General features: G+C 47.4%; 20 protein-coding genes. 15 read left to right on the forward strand and 5 right to left on the reverse strand.

All coding sequences use genetic code 11. The features are described 5' to 3' along the window. On the forward strand, window positions 1-1,023 hold the full coding sequence (spoVAD, locus tag EI981_RS07670; RefSeq protein WP_126996934.1) for a stage V sporulation protein AD: 1,023 nt from the start codon (window positions 1-3) through the stop codon (window positions 1,021-1,023). Then, the gene (gene spoVAE, locus EI981_RS07675) at window positions 1,020-1,370 is read left to right on the forward strand and encodes a stage V sporulation protein AE (protein ID WP_126996936.1); all 351 of its coding nucleotides are present in this window, start codon (window positions 1,020-1,022) and stop codon (window positions 1,368-1,370) included. Before spoVAD ends, spoVAE begins: the two co-directional genes overlap by 4 nt. 156 nt (window positions 1,371-1,526) lie before the next feature. Here the strand turns inward: spoVAE and EI981_RS07680 are convergent, their stop codons facing one another. Then, complete coding sequence (locus EI981_RS07680; protein ID WP_126996938.1) at window positions 1,527-2,060, reverse strand: GNAT family N-acetyltransferase; 534 nt, start codon at window positions 2,058-2,060, stop codon at window positions 1,527-1,529. 531 nt (window positions 2,061-2,591) lie between these two features. Between EI981_RS07680 and EI981_RS07690 the strand changes: the two genes are divergently transcribed. The 12 genes from EI981_RS07690 to EI981_RS07745 all read left to right on the forward strand — a co-directional run bounded on the left by EI981_RS07690 (window position 2,592) and on the right by EI981_RS07745 (window position 13,415). Beyond that, window positions 2,592-3,548, forward strand: coding sequence for an AAA family ATPase (locus EI981_RS07690; protein ID WP_127004459.1), 957 nt, complete (start codon window positions 2,592-2,594; stop codon window positions 3,546-3,548). Between the two features lie 11 nt (window positions 3,549-3,559). Continuing rightward, window positions 3,560-4,804 carry a DUF58 domain-containing protein gene (locus EI981_RS07695; RefSeq protein WP_227011757.1) on the forward strand — a complete coding sequence of 415 codons (1,245 nt, stop codon included), beginning with the start codon at window positions 3,560-3,562 and terminating at the stop codon, window positions 4,802-4,804. Beyond that, a complete protein-coding gene (locus EI981_RS07700) occupies window positions 4,801-7,032 on the forward strand; it encodes a DUF4129 domain-containing transglutaminase family protein (protein WP_126996942.1) in 2,232 nt (743 codons plus the stop codon). Before EI981_RS07695 ends, EI981_RS07700 begins: the two co-directional genes overlap by 4 nt. Before the next feature lie 129 nt (window positions 7,033-7,161). Beyond that, window positions 7,162-7,689, forward strand: coding sequence for a YqeG family HAD IIIA-type phosphatase (locus EI981_RS07705; RefSeq protein ID WP_126996944.1), 528 nt, complete (start codon window positions 7,162-7,164; stop codon window positions 7,687-7,689). Beyond that, window positions 7,686-8,813: a ribosome biogenesis GTPase YqeH gene (gene yqeH, locus EI981_RS07710; protein ID WP_126996946.1), complete on the forward strand. Its 1,128-nt coding sequence runs from the start codon at window positions 7,686-7,688 to the stop codon at window positions 8,811-8,813. The genes EI981_RS07705 and yqeH overlap by 4 nt, the downstream gene beginning before the upstream one ends. A 71-nt stretch (window positions 8,814-8,884) precedes the next feature. Then, window positions 8,885-9,751: a shikimate dehydrogenase gene (gene aroE, locus EI981_RS07715; protein WP_126996948.1), complete on the forward strand. Its 867-nt coding sequence runs from the start codon at window positions 8,885-8,887 to the stop codon at window positions 9,749-9,751. Between the two features lie 71 nt (window positions 9,752-9,822). Further along, on the forward strand, window positions 9,823-10,113 hold the full coding sequence (gene yhbY, locus EI981_RS07720) for a ribosome assembly RNA-binding protein YhbY (protein ID WP_068782179.1): 291 nt from the start codon (window positions 9,823-9,825) through the stop codon (window positions 10,111-10,113). A 20-nt stretch (window positions 10,114-10,133) separates the two neighbouring features. Then, window positions 10,134-10,730 (forward strand): nicotinate-nucleotide adenylyltransferase, encoded by a 597-nt coding sequence (locus tag EI981_RS07725; protein WP_126996950.1) that lies wholly within the window; start codon window positions 10,134-10,136, stop codon window positions 10,728-10,730. Further along, window positions 10,711-11,292, forward strand: coding sequence for a bis(5'-nucleosyl)-tetraphosphatase (symmetrical) YqeK (yqeK, locus tag EI981_RS07730; RefSeq protein ID WP_126996952.1), 582 nt, complete (start codon window positions 10,711-10,713; stop codon window positions 11,290-11,292). Before EI981_RS07725 ends, yqeK begins: the two co-directional genes overlap by 20 nt. Before the next feature lie 35 nt (window positions 11,293-11,327). Next, window positions 11,328-11,675, forward strand: a complete 348-nt coding sequence (gene rsfS, locus EI981_RS07735) for a ribosome silencing factor (protein WP_126996954.1) — start codon at window positions 11,328-11,330, stop codon at window positions 11,673-11,675. Then, window positions 11,672-12,574 (forward strand): CvfB family protein, encoded by a 903-nt coding sequence (locus tag EI981_RS07740; RefSeq protein ID WP_126996956.1) that lies wholly within the window; start codon window positions 11,672-11,674, stop codon window positions 12,572-12,574. Before rsfS ends, EI981_RS07740 begins: the two co-directional genes overlap by 4 nt. Window positions 12,575-12,641: 67 nt before the next feature. Further along, window positions 12,642-13,415 carry a class I SAM-dependent methyltransferase gene (locus tag EI981_RS07745; protein WP_127004461.1) on the forward strand — a complete coding sequence of 258 codons (774 nt, stop codon included), beginning with the start codon at window positions 12,642-12,644 and terminating at the stop codon, window positions 13,413-13,415. Between the two features lie 116 nt (window positions 13,416-13,531). Here EI981_RS07745 and EI981_RS07750 read toward each other — a convergent pair whose 3' ends face one another. From EI981_RS07750 to EI981_RS07760, 3 genes are all read right to left on the reverse strand, one after another. Continuing rightward, window positions 13,532-16,330 (reverse strand): glycoside hydrolase family 3 C-terminal domain-containing protein, encoded by a 2,799-nt coding sequence (locus EI981_RS07750; RefSeq protein WP_126996958.1) that lies wholly within the window; start codon window positions 16,328-16,330, stop codon window positions 13,532-13,534. 375 nt (window positions 16,331-16,705) lie between these two features. Then, entirely contained in the window at window positions 16,706-16,948 is a 243-nt protein-coding gene (locus EI981_RS07755; RefSeq protein ID WP_126996960.1) for a tyrosine-type recombinase/integrase, read from the reverse strand. Window positions 16,949-17,038: 90 nt separating this feature from the next. Beyond that, window positions 17,039-17,326 (reverse strand): ImmA/IrrE family metallo-endopeptidase, encoded by a 288-nt coding sequence (locus EI981_RS07760; protein WP_227011758.1) that lies wholly within the window; start codon window positions 17,324-17,326, stop codon window positions 17,039-17,041. 252 nt (window positions 17,327-17,578) lie between these two features. Here EI981_RS07760 and EI981_RS07765 point away from each other — a divergent pair, with 252 nt between their 5' ends. Then, window positions 17,579-17,872 (forward strand): hypothetical protein, encoded by a 294-nt coding sequence (locus EI981_RS07765; RefSeq protein ID WP_126996962.1) that lies wholly within the window; start codon window positions 17,579-17,581, stop codon window positions 17,870-17,872. Between the two features lie 233 nt (window positions 17,873-18,105). Here EI981_RS07765 and EI981_RS07770 read toward each other — a convergent pair whose 3' ends face one another. Then, window positions 18,106-19,995 (reverse strand): acyltransferase family protein, encoded by a 1,890-nt coding sequence (locus EI981_RS07770; protein WP_227011759.1) that lies wholly within the window; start codon window positions 19,993-19,995, stop codon window positions 18,106-18,108. Window positions 19,996-20,169: the final 174 nt, after the last annotated feature.

Consider the following 20,169-nt stretch of genomic DNA (forward strand, 5'->3'; position numbering starts at 1 on the left):
ATGCTGACTGGTGCACAAACCTGGGAATTCCGCAGCAAACCAACGATCATTGGGGCGGCGACCGTGGTTGGCCCAGAAGAGGGGGACGGGCCGCTCTCTTCAAGTTTTGACTTTATCTACGATAACCTGGAGATTGATGAGAAAACTTGGGAGAAGGCGGAGCGTAAACTGCTCCAACATGCCTCTTCGCTGGCGCTTATGCATGCAGGCATCACTAAGGAGCAACTCCAGTTCTTTATTGGCGGCGATCTGATGAATCAGATTATTAGCGCGACCTTTGCTGCCCGGGATATTGCCGCCCCTTACCTCGGCGTATTCGGCGCCTGCTCAACCTCGATGGAGAGCCTTGCCATTGCGGCCATGATTGTAGATGCCGGGGGCGCCAAATATGCGATGGCCGGGACGGCCAGTCATAATTGCACAGTGGAGAAGCAGTTCCGCTATCCTACGGAATACGGTTCACAGAAGCCGGCAACAGCTCAATATACGATTACAGGCTCTGGCTGCGCCGTAGTCTCCTCATCAGGGACCGGGCCTCGCATCACACATGCGACGATTGGACGCATTCAGGATATGGGGATCAAGGATCCTTTTAATATGGGAGCCGCAATGGCTCCGGCTGCAGCCGATACGATCGTAACTCATTTTCGTGATACAGGGCGAGGCCCGGAGGACTATGATTTAATCGTAACGGGTGATCTGGCCTCAGTGGGACATGCTATCGTTAAGGATGTTCTAAGTAAGGACGGACTATCCATGGATAAGACCGAATTCAATGATTGCGGGCTGATGATCTTCGATCGGGACAGACAGAATTTTGTTATGGCTGGAGGTAGTGGCTGCGGATGCTCTGCGGTCGTTACTTATGGACATATTATGAAGAAAATGAGACAAAGAGAGCTGAATCGTGTGTTGGTCGTTGCGACGGGTGCGCTGTTATCCCCGCTATCCTATCAGCAGGGGGAGAGCATTCCATGTATCGCTCATGCGGTGGCTCTGGAAAGAGAGGCAGGTTCAGCATGATTTTTCTGTGGGCTTTTATCATTGGAGGACTGTTCTGTGTAGTTGGGCAAATCATGTTCGATGTGTTCAAACTTACTCCTGCACATACGATGAGTGCCCTTGTTGTTATCGGGGCGGTAATGGATGCATTCGGACTATATGATCCGCTTGTTAAATTCGCCGGGGCGGGAGCGTCGGTTCCGATCACAAGCTTTGGCAACTCGCTGGTTCACGGCGCACTCTCCGAGCTGCAGCGAGATGGCTGGATTGGCGTCATTACCGGGATTTTCGAGGTCACCAGCGCCGGTATTTCAGCAGCGATCATTTTCTCCTTCCTGGCAGCACTTGTCGTACGTCCAAAAGGATAAGGTAAGCGGGGATACCGGATATTAAAGAGCGAACTCTAAGCCATTCGGCGGGAGATTCGCTCTCTTTCTTTGGCTATGTTAAGTTCTAATGTTGATATTTGACTATGAAAAAACCGCCGGTATAAAAAGGCGGTTTATTGAGCTATCGTTCCCGTTTCAATTGTTTTTGCTTATATGAAATAGAACATGTTTATTTAAAGGACTATCTTTCTCAACCTTCGGGTGATGGAACATTTTAATAAAACTCATGCCGATTTTTATCATTACGTTTTTTGAAGGGGTATTAACATCGGCTGTAAAACTGTAAACATCATTAAAACCTAAATTGTTAAATCCATATTGTAAACAGGCTGCCGCACCTTCTGTTGCATACCCTTTTCCCCAAGCCTCTTTTTTTAGCCTCCATCCTATTTCAATACATGGTGTGAAATCAGATTCGAATGTTGCCCTGTGAAAGCCTATAAACCCTATAAAGTCTTTATTTTCCTTTACTTCGACAGCATAAAACCCAAAACCACATTCCTTTAATTCGGCTATAATTGATTGATAAAATCCATTTGTTTCTTCAGTAGACAAGGTTTTCGGAAAATATTTCATAACTTGTTCATCTGCATTGAGTCGACTAAATGGGACTAAATCATTTTCTTCCCAGTCACGTAATAGTAATCTTGATGTTTCTAAATAGATCATTTTACCCCTCCGAAAAGTTATTTTTGGACGTTTAATATGATCGTGTAGTTCGAACGATACTGCCCGTTAGATTAGCAAGAATAAGCAGAAAGCCGAAGTCGTATCGGTCACAGTAAACAGGCACGATTTGACCAACATATCTTTCTTATTCGATGCGGTATTCTTGTTTTCCTTTCTGTCCAAGTAACGAAACCAAGCCAAGTAATTCTGCAAATACTTTGTTGCAACAACTTCGTAAGCATCCGCTTGGGCCCGGGTGAATTCAAGATTCGATGTCGAATAAGCTCTCAGTGTTACTTCGTGTTAGATATAGAATTTATACGTTATCAGCAGAGCTGATGAAATTCTATATCGCAAGAAAACCTACCTTTGTATCGCGGTCGCTCATCCTTGAACTTACCTCGATCAGGTTTTCTTATCAAAAGCGGATTATTTGAACTACCTCTATGAACTTAAGTATACTTTGCCTAGCGATATCATGTAAAATAGGGAGATACTAGGATGTACGATGATTGGGAGGGGAACAAGCTTATGCCTGTAAATGAACCAATGATTACGGCACTATCTGCCATTCGTGATAATCTGCAGAATTGTATACTAGGCAAATCATTCGAGATCGAGCTTCTATTAACGACGCTACTAGCCGGCGGGCATGTTCTGATTGAGGATGTCCCCGGAACCGGCAAGACACAGCTGATCAAGGCTCTGAGTAAATCAATCAATGGAGAATATCGCAGAATACAGTGCAATCCTGATATTTTGCCTAGTGACATTACGGGCGTCTCCGTGTTCCATCCTCATGAGGAGCGCTTTGTGTTCCGACCAGGTCCGGTTATGACGAACATTTTGCTGGTCGACGAGATTAACCGGGCAACCACGAAGACACAATCGGCATTGTTGGAAGTGATGGAGGAGCGCAGCGTTACCGCAGACGGTGTAACCTATGATCTCCCGCATCCATTTATGCTCTGCGCTACCCAGAATCCGATCGATTTCGAAGGGACCTATCATCTTCCGGAGGCCCAGCTCGATCGCTTCATGATGAAGATTCAGATCGGTTATCCCGATGCAGAGACAGAGAAGAATATGCTGTATTCTCACCAGCAAGGCCAGCCTGTAGATCAATTGAGACCGGTGACGACCATGGAAGAGATCGGGCAAATGCAGCAGCAAATCCGCGCCGTTCATGCGAGCGATATCGTGACCGACTATCTGCTTGAGATCGTACGGCGCACGAGAGAGCATGCGGACGTCCTGCTCGGCGCTTCGCCTCGGGCCTCGATTGCTTTTCTCACTGCGGTGAAGGCATTCGCATTCCTACAAGGTCGCGATTATGTCCTGCCGGATGATATCAAAATTTTAGCTCCCTATGTCCTGGGACATCGGATTTTACTGCGGCCAGAATCCAGACTCGGCAACATGAACGGAAATCAAGTGCTCTTCCAGATCCTACGGCAGACTCAAGTGCCTGTAGCTGTGGGGAGATAACGATGCGGGTCATGATGAGTGCAGTAAAATCAGGTCTTGCTTCCCGCAATTTTTGGAAAGCGGCTTCATTATGGTTCATTTGTTTGTTGTATGTATTGTTTCAGGGCGGAAAGACGTCGTTCATGCTGTTCACAATGATCAATGTGCTGGCCCTGTATTGGTTCATTTGTAGTCTTGCGGGTGTGAAGCAGGTCAGAGCAGAGCGCAGTCTATCACTGAACGGCGAATTAGCGGGGAAGCAGGCTATTCAAGCCGGAAGCCAGGTTGAGGTGAAGCTTAGGTTACAGCTACCCACCTTCATTGTGACTCCTTATTTGGTAGTCAATGAACAGTTACAGCGGCATAACGGCGATTCCTGGAAGTATGAAGATAGCATTGTCCCGCGTGTAGGGAGCCATGCGGAGCTCGTCTACCAGACGCCGCCGCTGGAACGGGGCAAATACAGCTTTCGAGCGACGGAATGCCGCTCTAAGGATATTTTCGGCCTGCTGGAGCACGAAGGAACATTTCAGACGGAAGGGGAGTTCTATGTACTCCCCCGAACGATCTTCATCCCCCGCTGGCCATTATTTAGCCGTAACTCCCGCTATTCTGGGCCGGAGACTACGATACTACAATCGCGTCGCGAGACGACGCAAATAAACGGGGTAAGAGATTATATTTACGGAGACCGAATCTCGAGAATCCACTGGAATGCCACGGCGAAGACAGGCTCCTGGAAATCGAAGGAATTCGAGCGTGAATCGATTCCGAAGACGATGATTATATTGGACGCCCATGCCGCCAATTATGTAGATCGGGAGCGGTTTGAACTGGCTGTGTCGACGGTTGCTTCCTTACTAGAGTTTGGAGGCAGAGAGAGAATTAGCGTGGGACTGTGTATTCTTGGCCGAGAGGTTTGGGGCAGTGCCCCGACGGAGAGTCAGTTCGAGCGCCAGCAAATGCTGCATCAATTAGTAGATATTAGTCCGGAAGGTACCGGTGATTATAAGGCTCAGCTTGAACAGCGCAAGGAACTGTTCCCTGCAGGGGCGTTCTTTATTATAGTAACTCCGCTAGCAGATGAGCTTCTGTTCGATATGCTGCGCTGGGCCAAGAGAAGCCAAATGATACCATTTCATATTCATATCGGCAGCGCTAGGAATGTAGATTCACGTACACGTCCTGGATCCCTATATAACCGTCAGGAAATCGCTGGAATACAGTTATCCTCTCTAACCGATTTGCCTGTATTGTTAGGGGGTGGCTACGGTTGAAGCGTTCCGATGAACCGATTTATTGGTATCGTGTCTTTAAAATGATATGGGTTATCATACTGGGTATGCAGTGGGTTAGCTTCACAGAGCCCATCTGGTTCCAGCAGACAACCGATATTGTGACCTGGACACTGATCATAGTGGCGGCGATTGATCTTCTGCCTATAGCCTCCCTAGTGCGAAATATCGGGAAGTTGCTCTCTGTTGCTATCATTTGTCGGGTAATGCTGATCAAATATGGGATTTATATGCCGTACGGACGTCTCTTCCCCGATCAGATTTTGCAAATGCTCACGGAATTTATTCCATATATCTGGTTCGCCTTGATCACCTGGCTTGTCCTGGAGCTTATATCTAGACTACTGCTCACGCGAAAATATATTTTGCTGTTTCTGGCAGCAGATTTGATCGCTTTTGCAATCTTAGATTCTTTTACACCTTATCGATTATGGCAAAATGTAGCCTGGACGGTATTTGCCGGCCTCGGCTGGCTCGTCTGCCTTCATTTGAGGGATTACCAGTTATCTTACCCCCATGGCTGGCGCAGGCTGCAGCAGTATCCATTCGAGATTATCTTCAATATTTTGCTTATTTTCGCTGGGGTACTGTTGATCGGGACGAGCGTACCTTCCGTGTCTCCTATACTTACCGACCCTTATACGGCTTGGAAGGGGAGAAGCGGAGGACAGGGGAGCGGCGGCGAGGTACAGTCTGCTATATCAAGTGCGATTACGAACAAGGACCCAGACGCACAGGAAGTTCTCTCCGGCTACAGTCGAGATGATACCGAGCTTGGCGGAGGCTTCGAATTCAATTACAGTCCGGTGATGTCGATAGACTCGCCGCTGCGCACTTATTGGCGCGGTGAGACGAGACATATCTATACCGGAAAAGGCTGGGCTGACTTTGATAAGGAGAAGCGGGATTATAAAGTCTTTCGCGGAATGACTACCCCTGTGGGCCTGACCCATGAGCAGGCTGGAAATATTGAAATGAGGGAAGTGGAGCAGACCATTACGATGGAGTCTAACGAAGCTTATCCGGTTCTGTTCGGGGGTTACTTCATTACCAAGGTGTCTTTGCTGGACGAGGACCGTGGCGGAAATCCTAAGCTAAGCTGGGCCGCACAGGAGGGGGAACTGCGCTGGGGCGGAGGCTTCCGAGGCTCACAGCCGGACTATCCGGCTAAATATAAGGTGACATCGGAAATTCCTGTCATTCCATTGACTGAACTCCGCGGAGCCAGCTATAAGCATTTATATGAGGCTCCTATCGACGAAGCGTACTTGCAGGTTCCATCTTCATTGTCTGGGCGGGTTAAGGATTTGGCGGAAGAGATTACTGCGGATGCGGATACTCCGTACAAGAAAATGGAGCTTCTCCAGGAATATTTGCGGGTTAACTATGAGTACACGAATAAACCCGATATTTCACTGCGTCGGAGCAAGGATTTCGTGGATAGCTTCTTATTTGAAATAAAGGAAGGCTACTGCGACTATTTTTCGACCGCGATGGTCATGATGGCGCGCTCGCAAGGAATTCCGGCTCGCTGGGTGAAAGGGTATGGCCCGGGGAGCCAGCCGGATACCGAGGATATGAGGGGGAGACCGGCTCTAGTGACATCAACAGCGTACCAGGTGAACAATTCTGATTCCCATTCCTGGGCTGAATTGTACTTCGGAGAATACGGCTGGATTCCGTTTGAAGCTACGCCGGGCTTTACGGCTCCGTTGTTATATGCGGATGAGTCGCCGGAGGAAGTTGCAATGGATGAACCGGAGTCACAGGAGACTGTTCAGGACAACGCTGTTGAGGAGGAGACCTCCTGGTTATCTGCCAACACCACAGCGATACGCTATGTATCAGGGAGTATTATATTGCTTGCGCTCATCTGGCTTCTGTATCAATTACGAGAGCGTATCTATTATGGCTTCGTTCGCCTGCGCCTCGGTAGGTCGCTGACCTATGCAGATAAGATCGCTTATGGAACTTTGCGCACTGTAAAGAAGCTGCAGCGGCAAGGGTTTGAACGTCATGGACATGAGACAGTTCGCGAAGCATTCGAACGGATCAGGGAGGAGCAGCCAGAGCTCTCGGTGATTCTCGACCATTTGTTACAGAAATATGAAAGTGCTATTTACAGTCCAAATACGGCCACGAATGAGGATTGGCTCAGTGTCCAACAGCTGTGTCACAGGCTGTCCCGCATCAATCTTGACAAAAAATAAACATCCGTCACATGTTTGCATTAGACTTGTCCTTGGACGCTTGCGCCGGGGACATTTTCTTTTTTAAAATATAAGGTAGTAGGGGAAAGATTATGGTATAGTGTGTCGTATGAAACCGAGGTGAACTAATTGTTTGAGAAGTTTTTGCCTGATTTGCGGGTAGACAGTGTGTTTGACATCGATTTGGATAAGCTATATGCCGATGGGTACCGCGGGATTATTACCGATTTGGATAATACCCTCGTAGGAGCGAAGGTGCCTTCGGCGACCCCAGAGTTGACCGAGTGGTTTGAGAAGGTGAAGCAGGCTGGGTTGAAGCTGGTGATTGTGTCGAACAACAATTTTGACAGGGTGTCCGTATTCGCATCCCCTTTAAATATTGAATTCGTGCATAAGGCGAGAAAACCGTTCGGGACGCCGTTCCACAGAGCGATGCAAATAATGGGACTGGCTCCGGAGCAGACGATCGTGGTCGGGGACCAACTCATGACGGATGTATTCGGGGGGAACCGACAGGGATTATATACTGTGCTGGTGCTGCCGATTTCTATAGCCGATGAAGGTCTCGGTACTCGGATTAACCGTAGAATGGAACGCATCGTGAGACGACGTCTAGGCAAGACGGGATTATGGCTTGAGGAGGACAAGAGAAAATGACAGAAGCCCAGGTAAGAGAAGACGCTCTTCATTGCAGCGGCTGCGGAGTGAAGCTGCAGGGTGAAGATTCGTCCAAACCGGGATATATTCCGACACAAGCGCTGGAGAGAGAGCCAATCATATGCCAGCGCTGTTTTCGGATTAAGAACTATAATGAAGCATCATCCGTTACAGTAGAACAGAGCGAATTCTTAAGACTGCTCGGTCAAATCGCCGAGAAGAAGGCGCTCGTGGTTCATATCGTCGATTTATTTGATTTTCAAGGGAGCGTTATTTCCGGTCTGCAGCGGTTCATCGGCAACAATCCGGTACTGCTGGCTGTGAACAAGACCGACCTGCTGCCGAAAGTGTCGAATTGGAACAAGATCCGCAACTGGGTGCAGAAGGAAGCTAAGGATATGGGGCTGAAAATAGAGGATGTCATCCTCTGCAGCGCCAAGCAGAACAGCGGCTTTGATCGTCTTCTTGATGCTGTAGTGCGGCATCGAGGCAATCGTGACGTATATGTCGTCGGGGCGACCAATGTAGGCAAATCTACGCTGATCAATCGCCTGATCCGCGAATATAGCGACTTGGATCAGGAATTGACCGTATCCCGGTATCCTGGAACAACGCTCGACATGGTGCATATTCCGCTTGATGATGGTGGAGCGATTATTGATACGCCAGGGATTGTGTACCCTTCAAGATATAGTGAACTGGTGAGTGCGCAGGATCTTGGCATCATTATGCCAGACAAGTCGCTTAAACCTGCTGTATATCAATTGAATGAAGGTCAGACGATCTTCTTCAGCGGCTTCGGCCGTTTCGATTTCATTCAGGGGGAACGCCAATCGTTCACCTGCTTCAACAGCTCGCGGATTAAGCTGCACCGGACGAAGCTGGAGCGGGCGGATGAGTTGTTCGCAGATCATGCCGGCGAATTGCTGGCACCGCCAAGCCGCGACAATCTGGAGAAGCTGCCGGAATGGACGAGACATGAGTTCAAAATTGCCAAGGGTCAGAAGGTTGATGTCTTCATCTCTGGTCTGGGCTGGGTTAAGGTGAATAACGACATGGGAGCGGTCATCGCAGTGCATGTGCCAAAAGGGATCAAGGTCATGCTGCGGCCATCGCTGATCTAAGTCGGTGATAGGGCACCACATCCATAGTTGGATTTCACACGTCTGGTTAAATTGATTGAGGAGGGGACATCATGGAGGAGACGAATCTGATACGGGAAAATAACGGTTTGCCACTATTACTGGGCGTAATGGGCGACCCGATACTCCATTCCAAATCTCCAGCGATGCATATGGCGGCTCTACAGGCAACTGGCTTGCAGGGCTCCTATCTGCCGTTTCATGTGAAACGGGGCGATCTGCGCCATGCCATTCAGGGGATTAGGGCGCTCGGCTTCCGCGGCGTGAATGTGACTGTCCCACACAAAGTAGAGGTTATGGAATATCTTGATGAGATTGATGAAGGGGCGCGCTATATCGGCGCGGTCAATACCATTGTCAATGATGAAGGCCGGCTGAAGGGCTATAATACGGATGGGATCGGCTATATTCGCTCACTGAAGGAAGAAGCTGTCTCCGATCTGTCCGGACGGAAGGTGCTTGTCATCGGTGCAGGCGGTGCTGCCCGGGGAATTATTTATGCCTTGTTACTGGAGCGTCCGGCGCAGGTGATTGTCGCCAATCGGACGAAGGAGTCGGCGATGCAGCTGGCAGCGGAATGGGCCCACCTCGGCAATATCACGGGCTGCGGGCTAGAGCAGATGGGGCAGTATATCTCGGGCGTCGATATTCTAATTAATACAACCTCTGTCGGGATGTACCCGAAGATCAATGATATTCCGCTTGACTCAGAGATGATCCCGGAGGGAATCGTCGTAAGCGATCTGATCTATAATCCGCTGCAGACAGAGATGCTGCGGCAGGCACAGCAGAAGGGCTGTACCATTCACAATGGATTTGGTATGTTTGTATATCAAGGCGCATATGCCTTTGAATACTGGACAGGAAGGCCAGCTCCAATCGAGGCGATGAAGTCGGCTGTATTGGCAAGTCTGGGCTAATGGACAAAGTAATTCATGAAATTCATGATTTTCAATAACTATTCAATAACTATAAGGGGTTTTGATTCTAGATGTTAAGTGGAAAGCAAAAGCGTTATTTACGGGGATTGGCTCATAGCCTCCAACCTATTTTTCAAGTCGGCAAAGGAGGAACGAATGATCAGCTGATCCGTCATATCTCGGAGGCGCTGGAGCGCCGCGAGCTGATCAAAGTTTCGGTCCTGAACAACAATCTGGACGATCCACGGGAGATCGCAGAGGAACTGGCAGCCGGCGCAGGGGCAGAACTTGTACAACTGATTGGACGAACTATTATATTGTACAAGGAATCGACCGAGTATAAGCAGATCGAGCTGCCCTAGAGCTGCAGGAGGAAGACCAGATGAGAAAAGTTGGTATCATGGGAGGGGCATTTGACCCGATTCACCTCGGACATTTATTGGCGGCTGAAGCCGCCCGGGAGCAGTACGCCTTGGATGAGGTCTGGTTCATGCCTTCCCATATTCCCCCGCATAAGAGCAAATCCGGGGTAAGCGGTGAGGAACGGCTTGAAATGGTGGCAGCGGCGATCCGCAGTCATGCCGATTTCAAGACGCTGGATATCGAGCTTAAGCGCGGTGGCGTATCCTACACGATAGACACGATCAGAGAGCTAAAGCAGCTGCATCCTGAGCTGGAATTTTATTTCATTATCGGTGCAGATATGGTGAATTACTTACCGAAATGGGAGGGGATCGAGGAACTGGCTTCGATGCTGCATTTTATCGGACTACAAAGGCCGGGCAGCTTCCTGGAGCTTGACCTTATGCCCTCCTTCATTCAGGATGCGGTACTCCTCGCGGATATGCCACTAGTGGATATATCGTCAAGCTTGATCCGCAAACGGAGAGCCGCGGGGCAATCGGTTCGTTACATGGTGACGGAAGAGGTATATGAATATATCGTAAGGAGCGGTTTGTATGCGGTACACTCGAGATGAGCTGTTGGACATTGTATCCGCACAAATGCCAGCGAGACGCTGGACGCATGTGGAAGGCGTAATGGCAACTTCTGTGAGCCTGGCGGAGCGCTTTGGCGCAGATCCGGTCAAGGCCGATTTAGCTGCGTTACTGCACGACCTGGCCAAGTTCTGGCCGATCGAGCGACAGGAATCGGTAATGCGTGAGCATGGACTGAATCCGGAACTGCTGGAATATGATAAGCAGCTATTGCATGCCGAGGTAGCGGCCTTTGTGGCAGAGCAAGAGTACGGGATCGATGATCCGGAGGTATTGGATGCGATACGATATCATACATCGGGAAGAGTCGGTATGACGTTGCTGGATAAGATTGTCTGCTTGGCGGATTATATAGAGCCTGGACGGAATTTTCCAGGTGTTGACCGCATGCGCGAGCTGGCTGAGCACAATCTGGAGCAGGCGCTGGTGGCCGGAATCGATTCGACGATTACGTTCTTGATCGAGAAGCAGAAGATTATTTTTCCGCTAACGGTACTGGCTCGCAATGATATAGTTAGAAGACTTGGTTATGATGATAAGTAGAAGATGGGAATAAATAATTGCAGGAGGTAGATTGGATGGCAGTATCACCTATGGAATTGATGAATGCAGCCTATAAGGCGGTGGAAGATAAGAAAGCAATGAATATCGTTGTATTGGATCTGAAGGAAGTATCCCTGATCGCTGACTATTTCATTATTTGTCACGGTAACTCGGATACCCAGGTACAGGCAATCGCTACCGAGGTGCGCAAACGCGCCCAGGATCTCGGAGCCAATATTCGGGGGATTGAAGGGGTCGATTCGGCGCGCTGGGTACTCATGGATCTTGGCGATGTCGTCGTTCATGTCTTCCATCGCGATGAGCGGGAATATTACAATATCGAACGTCTTTGGTCCGATGCCAAGGTAGTGGAGAACGTATGAATCTGATTGCAGGTACGATCTTAACGCATCCGATTGATCGGGAAGTGTCTCCTTTTGGTTATTTTCTAAAGATCGGGGATCGGGATGTACTGCTCCATTATTCGGAGCTCACGCACCCGGTTAAGCCAGGAGATACCGTTGACGTATTTCTGTTCTACGATACAGAGGATCGATTAGCGGCGACGATGAAGCGTCCTATGCTGACGCTGGGCGAGCTGGCTCTACTGGAAGTGGCCGATGTCCACCCGCGGCTCGGCTGCTTCCTCGAGATGGGATTGGGGCGCCAGCTGCTTCTACCCATCCGCGAGTTGCCGGAGCTGGGTGAACTGCATCCGCAGGTAGGGGATAAGGTCTACGTCATTATGGAGCATGACAAGCAGGGCAGACTGAAGGCGAAGCTCGCTGGGGAGCAGGAGCTTGCGCCGCATACATTCCATGCTCCGACAAGCTGGAATAATCAATGGCAGGAGGCCATCGTCTATAAGCCGCTGCAAATGGGTACCTTCGTCATCGTGGAAGGCGGGGTGCTCGGATTTGGCGCGATCGGGATGATTCATTCCTCGGAGAGAGCACGGTTGCTCCGTCTTGGGGAACGAGTTCAGGTTCGCGTAACGCATGTGCGCGAGGATGGAAGGGTTAATCTGTCCATGTCAGCACGCAAAGAGATCGGTCGTAATGAAGATGCTGATAAAATACTAGCCTATCTGGAGAGTCGTTCCACCGGAGGCATGCCTTATTCCGATTCGACGCCACCTGATTTGATTAAGCAGAAATTCGGCATTAGTAAGGCGGCTTTCAAGCGCGCGATTGGTAAGCTGATGAAGGAAGGCAAGGTAACCCAGAAAGAGAACTGGACTTATCTGAAGTCTGCGGAGCAAGAACAAGCTGATCAAGAGTAAGAGGAAGTGTTCAAAATCGGACCTTTTGAACAACCTCTAGGAGAGTCAGGTGGGAAGTATGGGAAGTTTGGCTTCATATCAAAAATTTGCTTACGTATACGATGAATTGATGGCGGACATGCCCTACTCGGATTGGCTCTCGTTCGCGCATACAGTCTGGGAGCATTCCGGCAAGCCTGAGACGGTCGTCGATCTGGGCTGTGGGACGGGGAGCATGACGATTCCGCTGGTGAATTCGGGTCTGACGGTGACAGGCATTGATCTGTCTTCGGACATGCTGTCTGTCGCTAGACAGCGCATGGAGACAACCCCACAAGGCGCTCGCCTCTATCAAGATGGCAGAGTGAATTGGGTGCAGCAGAATATGACGGAATGGGAACTACCGGAGCCGGTCGATTCTGTGATCTCCTTCTGCGACTGCATTAATTATTTGCTGGAAGAGGAAGAGGTCGTCCAGACCTTCCGCAGAACCTATGAAGGACTGAAGCCGGGCGGGACATTCCTGTTCGATGTTCATCATCCGAATACACTGCGGCAGTATGATGAAGAGCAGCCATTCATATTAGATGAGCCTTCTATTTCATATATATGGACTTGCGAGTTCGATGACGAGAGATGCGAAATTGAGCATCACTTGACGATCTTCGCACATGAAGCAGAGCCGGGCGGGGATCTATACCGCCGCTTTGAGGAGTACCATACTCAGCGGGCCTATGATCCGGCCTGGGTAGAGCGTGAGCTGCTGCAATGCGGCTTTCGTGAGGTTCACTGTTATGGCGACTTCAAGTGGGGAGAATCGGCCGAGGGGGCAGCTAGACTGTTCTATGTGGCCGTGAAATAATACATGTTTTGATGCCGTCAAAAAAGACGCTGCCTCACGCTGTTATCAACAACGGGGCAGCGTCTTTCTATATTTATTCAGCTAGCGTGTTGCTAGACAGGACAAGAGGCGAAGGATTAATGGATGAGCTCGATCCAGCCAATTTCCATGCCAGGCTTCACAAAATCTATCTTCAGTTCATAGAAGCCTTTCTCTAGCTCGAATCTGGACAGCTTCTGGGTAATCCAGTTGCCGTCAGTACCATTCGTCTGAACGGTCGTTAGAATCTCACCGTTGAGGACGAGATTACATGCAGATTGCGACAGATTGGTAGCCTTATAGCACATATTGACGACGACCCCGTATACTCCCGGTTCATCGACCTTGAGATAAGCAGGTTGATCCTTAGCATCGATGCGGACATTCGTCTCTTTTGACAGTTCTTGAACGGTTTGGCTAGATTCAGCCTCAGGAGCGTTCGCCTTGGCTTTGAACAGAATGATTTCTTCGGCCGGTTTAGGCTCTCTTGCAGATACAGGTGCATTCATAATGAATTTACAAATGTTGATGGCGCATCTTTGCAATTCCCCTACCGTCAATGTGCCATTCTTCAGCGCTTCAATCGTGTTATCCTCTCTGGAGTTGATCTCTGCGCCATTGTTATTCACGACCATGTACAAATCATTCTGAGCTCGCACCATGAACGAAGTATATTTCCAGCTCGGTTCTCCACCGTCTACTACATCATTCATGATCGCCCACCAGTCTGTCATGACAATGCCATCATAGCCCCATTCATTTCTGAGAATGGTCGTATTCAGATCATAGTTAGAAGCAGCCCAGTGTCCATTGACTGGATTGTACGAAGTCATGATGGAAGTGGCTTCTCCCAATTTGACAGTCATTTCGAAGCCCTTCAGGTAGATTTCTCTCAGCGCTCTCTCAGATACGATGGAATCTGCCTTGGAACGAGCCTTCTCTTGGTTGTTGCATGCGAAGTGCTTTACCGTTGCGCTGGAGCCACCCTTCTTGATGCCACGAGTAACAGCGGCGCCGAAGCATCCCGTCAAGTACGGGTCCTCCGAGAAATATTCAAAGTTCCGGCCATTCAGCGGATTACGGTGAATATTGATACCTGGTCCTAATAAGGTATCGATTTCATTTTGCAGCAGCTCTTGTCCTTCCATAACATACAACGATTCCACCAGTACTACGTTCCAGCTTGAAGCGAGCAATGTACCGATTGGCAGTTGGGTTGCCTTCAAGCCGCTATCCATGCGGATACCGGAAGGACCGTCAGCCGCGCAAGCTACAGGAATGCCATAATCGAGAAGACTATCGCCAACTCCGCCGAACGCGGCAGCTGTTCCGGAAGTAACCTTTGGACTGCTCATTCCTTCGCCTCTGACGATCGTAGCCAGTTCCTCATTCGTCAACTGGGCTACAAATTGTTCAAGGCTGGCTTTGCCGGCTTGTACATCCTTCAGGAGGATGCCTTGATTTCCGGTCTGCGGATAGGTTTGCGGCAAGCGTGTTTCAATTCTGTCTTTCATCGATACGGAGCGCTTAGGAACCTCATCGAAATCGATTTCATAAATGCCATTATTTTTTGCTTTTCCAGGCTTAATGCGAGTGTAGCTCTCTATGGGAGCCATTGCTTCCTCGAGTTGCTCAACGACGATAAGTTCTTCTGCAATGAACGCAGCTTGGTCGTGGATACGTAATTTCTCCACATTTCTTACGCTGTTGCCGACGTGCAACTCGTAAGCGCCTGCTTCAAGCACATAGCAAGATTTATGCCCGGTTGCTCCGCCATCATCATAAGAGGCCATGGAACGTACGGGAAGAGTGATGGTAAGCGTCTCTGTCTCACCAGGTTGCAGAGTGTTGGTCTTGGCAAAAGCGCCCAAGGCTTTGACAGGCTTGCCAAGCACGCCTTGTGGTGCTTCGTAGTATACCTGAACTACTTCTTTGCCGGCATATGTATCGCCGATGTTCTTCACAGCAACGTCCAATTGCAACTCTGTATCCAGACCTGATCCAATCTGTCTGGCTCCTGTTACTTGCATGTCAAACTCGGTATAGGAGAGGCCATAGCCAAATTCAAACTGTACTTTCTCAGGACAGAAGGTCTCGAAATACCGGTATCCGACATAGATATCTTCCTGGTACAGGTTCTTGATCTCGTTGCCAAAATTTTGAGTTGAAGGGTAATCATCAATGCTGTAGGCAATTGTATCGGTTAATTTACCGCTTGGAGATACGTCCCCGGAGAGCAGGTCAGCGACGGCATGTCCCCCGATCATTCCACCCTGCCATACGTAGATGACGGATTTGATATGATCCTCGTATACTTTGTCCTCAATCCAGCTTAAATCGATAATGTTGGATACATTCAATACAATGGCTACTTGGTCAAAATGTTTGCAGACCATCTTCAGTGCTTGCTGCTCTTCAGCTGTCAGGCGGTAACTGCCTTCTGCATCGGCATTGTCCTTATCTTCGCCAGCGGTGCGCCCGATAATGAAGATCGCTTTGTCGGAAGCTTGCTTTGCTTCTGCCACCAACTCATCGGATAACGGCATTTCCTTCTGGCACCATGGCTCTGCAGCCCAGCCGCCTCCGCCGTTGTCGAACGGGTTCTCAGTGATCCAACTCTGGTATTGCTCTGCCAGATGCTCATTAATAGTTACTTTAGGATTGCTGCGAAGCGCATCCAATGCATTAATGACATATTCCACATTCACGGCGCCGCCTGATCCTGTGCCGCTCCGGTAATAATTAATCTGGCATCTGCCGAACACGGACACGACTTCTGTTTCCTTAATAGGAAGCATCTTGTCCTCATTCTTAAGCAGTACTCCTCCTTCTACAGCGGCAATTCTGCTATATTCGGCAAATCCTTCTAGAGGAATACCAAACTTACTTGTGCTCATTCCTTCTGTTCCTCCCCAAATATATAAATTATATATCTATGATCATATAATATCCCATTTACACGATCTTTGATATCTGTTTGGTATCTGTTCAGTTGTTATTTTGCAATCTGAGGTCAAATATCACTGAATTTCATCGAAATAAGTCAAGATTGTGACCGAAAAAAAGAGCTCTTGGATGCTTGATCTGATGCATTCCCGGATAGGTTTCCTATGTTTTCGTAAAATTAAATAGTTATTACGGATATATTTATGTGTTTTATTAAAACACCGCATTTTCAAAGGGATTAAGGCATTTCTAATCATTCTGATTTACCCGCAAATTACCCGTAAAGATTCGTGTAGCTTGCTGATTTGTTTTCTAGAGTTATCCAGTTAACCGTTAATAACCCATTCGAAATCGTCGCCCATTTGTAGTTGGCGTCGTTTTGTAACGTGCAGATAGATAAGTTCAGTTGTTTTCGAATTACTCCTGTGCCCGATGCGAGCTTGAATCTCAGCCAACCCTACTTTTGGATTTTCTGCTAGTAAGGATACGTGCGTATGACGTAGGCTATGTGGAGTGAGATTGCTAGGTAAGCCAGCTTTATCTAATACTTTGCGCATTAATTCTGGCATAAATGTAATTGTAAAAATTCTTCAGTGACCCCTAGATATTCCGCTAGTTCAAACCTTCCTTTAACCCTTGCATGAAAAGCTTGTACTAAGTTAGGGAAGAGGGACGAGTTTTTCATAGCCCCATTGCCTCGCCCTTAGCTCTTGCTGCTGATTTTCTAGCTTGGATTGATCGGTAATATCACGAACGGTGAGATAGTAGTGGCCAAGTTCTTCAGCTAGAATGCATTTTCGTTCTGTATCAGTATCAATGGTTCGTTTGAGGAGTATTATATCGGCCACATTTGATTCAATAAAAATCCCCTTTAACGCCGTAGGGAGTACCGCGTTATCATCATAGATGATGGGAACTTCTTGTGTTAGATCCTCATAGCTGATCATCCGTTCATCTCCCGATTCAGTTACTTGTCATTTTTAGCAAGAGCTATTTTCATGGCGAGTTTAATCTGTCTGATACCTCCATAAGTGTTAAGCGGAGTCGTTCTGACAGTTCAACATTCATATTCAATTGATCGTCGAGGATGCTAGGCATCTCAATCCATAAAGCCTTAGCTATCGCGTTTAAAGTATCGACGAAGATCAAAAGAGAGTGGCTGCTTGAATACGAGGCTTCGCTGATTGGCGGTGATAAAAATGAGCAAAGTGCTTGATTTGCCTATTGATTTATCTGGCTTACCGAGCTCTGGAATAACCTCTCCCTCGATGATGATAAGGCCAGAGAGGAGCACCAAGCGTCGCTTGTCCGGACTGGTCGGCGGAAGAGTTATTAATCAGATCGGCCAGTGCTGTGATTTGGGCATTCGGAGAGCTACAGTTGAAGATACACCTAAGCCGCGTCAACGTAATTCAGTGCTGAAGACTGACCCGTCTGGGGAAGCTGCACAAGTAACTTATCTTAGCGCGAGTACAGGGAGGATTAATCAATGAAAGCTACAGGAATTGTGCTCCTTTGTTATCACCGACCGCAATATTGTAGTCGGTGCAAACTTATCCAACAATGCCGGTGGAAACCTTAACCAAACAGGGGCAGCATCTGCCTTTGTCAACTGGCTTAATAATGGGACGTACAGATGTCGGAGCGTTGACGGTGCAATAATTATTCACACCACACCTTACAAGATCAAAAAAATATAACGGGCCAATCCAGGCCCGTTATTGCTTTAATCTAATATTAGTGGCGTAAGTATTTTTGCAAATAGTCTTGCTCCAGATTCAGTAAGATGGGCGATGTCAAAATGAACTGGCGCTTCATCTGGAGCGGTAAGAGGACATTTATAATCCGGACAAACTACATTCATTACGGAGATGTATTCTACGTCATCCCTATTTGCAAACCGCTTAGACATAATGGTTTCGGAGATGTCCAAGAATCCTTTTTCAAGTTCGTCACTAGCTGTCATGTCATTGTTTGCTGTTTTCAATCTATCTGCAACCAATATAGGAACACTTTGCTTGTATAAAGGTGACTCTCCCAAAAGGATGACTTTTTTTATGCCGAGTTTATTAACCTCTTTTAAAGTGTTATCTAGTAAATCCATATTAGATTCTTCAATGTTCCAACTCGCAGACATAATTAAAATATCAGGCTTTTCCTTGGCAATAAGGGGAAAAGCCGTGTCATTGAATTTTTTGCACATAGGTCGAGCGGCAACGTCTACTCCTATAATTGGCGGACACGCAGACGCTGTTATCACTCCAAGATTGTAACCTCGAGACTCTAACGTCTCCTTGAAACCAGAATAAAATTGTATCGCGTGGCTGTCTCCCCAAAGAATGGCCTTGCGTCCGTTCCCATCTGGAAGGCATTTTGACAAATCAACATCATCCGGGTCTTGATCTGGATCAAGGAAGCATGTTCTCGAAAGGTATGCTGATTTAAAGTCATATTGCAAATATGATAGTACCTTCTCCGTCCTTTCATCAAGTGTTGACTGGAATCCAGATTTATAAATAACAAATCCTGAAGAAAACACCATGACACAGATAACCGATAGGGCAATACCTAAAACTTTGATTGGTTTTAGGTTCAGTTTGGCATGACGGAAACGTTGCTCAATAAAAATATAATTTAAATACGCCAAAATAAGAGAAATGGCCAAAGCAGAAAAAGAAAATATGTAAAAGTCTGCAAGCGGGAAGATTCTTCGACCGAAAACAATTACAGGCCAATGAATAAGGTATAGTGAATACGAGATTTTTCCTATAAAAACAAGAACCTTATTACCAAGTAGCAATTTTGATAATTTGTTATGATCAAGCCCGCCAAAAATAACAAAGGCAGAGCCGAGAGATGGTAAAAGGGCAGCGATACCAGGGAATCTCATGCTTTCTTTATAAAATAATATTGAACAAAAGATACAAGCTAGTCCAACAATGAAAGAAATGTTATACACATTTTTATTGGTTGGTAGTTTTTTAGGCAGTGACAGGTAACACCCTATAAGCATTTCAAAAGCGCGAAACGGCAGTAAATAAAAAGCCGCCGAAGGATCTTTTGTCAACATCCAAATTGAAGCTATTAAGGAGGTGATTAATAATGCTGCAACGACTTTGCTGAAAATTCGTCGACCCGCGAACAAAATTGCGATTAAGGGGAAAACAATATAAAATTGTTCTTCTACACCGAGAGACCACAAATGAAGCAAGGGAATTTCGTTGGCAGATGGTGAGAAGTAATTAATCGCTTCGAAAAAGTATATATTTGCTGAAAATAAAGCAGATGCCAAAGCTGACTTAGCATAAGAAACCAATTCAGATGGATAAAGCAGCCAAACAGCAAAAACAGAAGATAATACAAATACAGATGCATGCGCAGGAAGAATTCTTCTTGCACGACGAACATAAAAGTTTGTGATGGAAAATGTTTTGTTCTCTGTTTCAGTATAAATGATCTTAGATATCAGGTAGCCAGATATAACAAAGAAAATATCTACGCCAACAAAACCACCGGGAATAAAGGTAAATCCTAAGTGAAATAGCATAACACTCAGTACAGCAATTGCTCGTAGACCATCGATATCTGGTCTATAAGTTATACTCCTATTAAGCATTGTTAGCATCCTTTCAGAGACAATATAAACAGAATAAAGTATAACATATATTTCACAAACTCAAGTAAATATTTGGACGAAACTACGCAAAAAGCACACTCTTTAATTGGTGTGCTTTTTATTTTGCTCCTGGATCCGCTCCGGGGGCTATTTAATTTGAGAGGAAGTGCATCA

The organism is Paenibacillus lutimineralis, assembly GCF_003991425.1.
Taxonomy (GTDB): Bacteria; Bacillota; Bacilli; order Paenibacillales; family Paenibacillaceae; genus Fontibacillus; species Fontibacillus lutimineralis.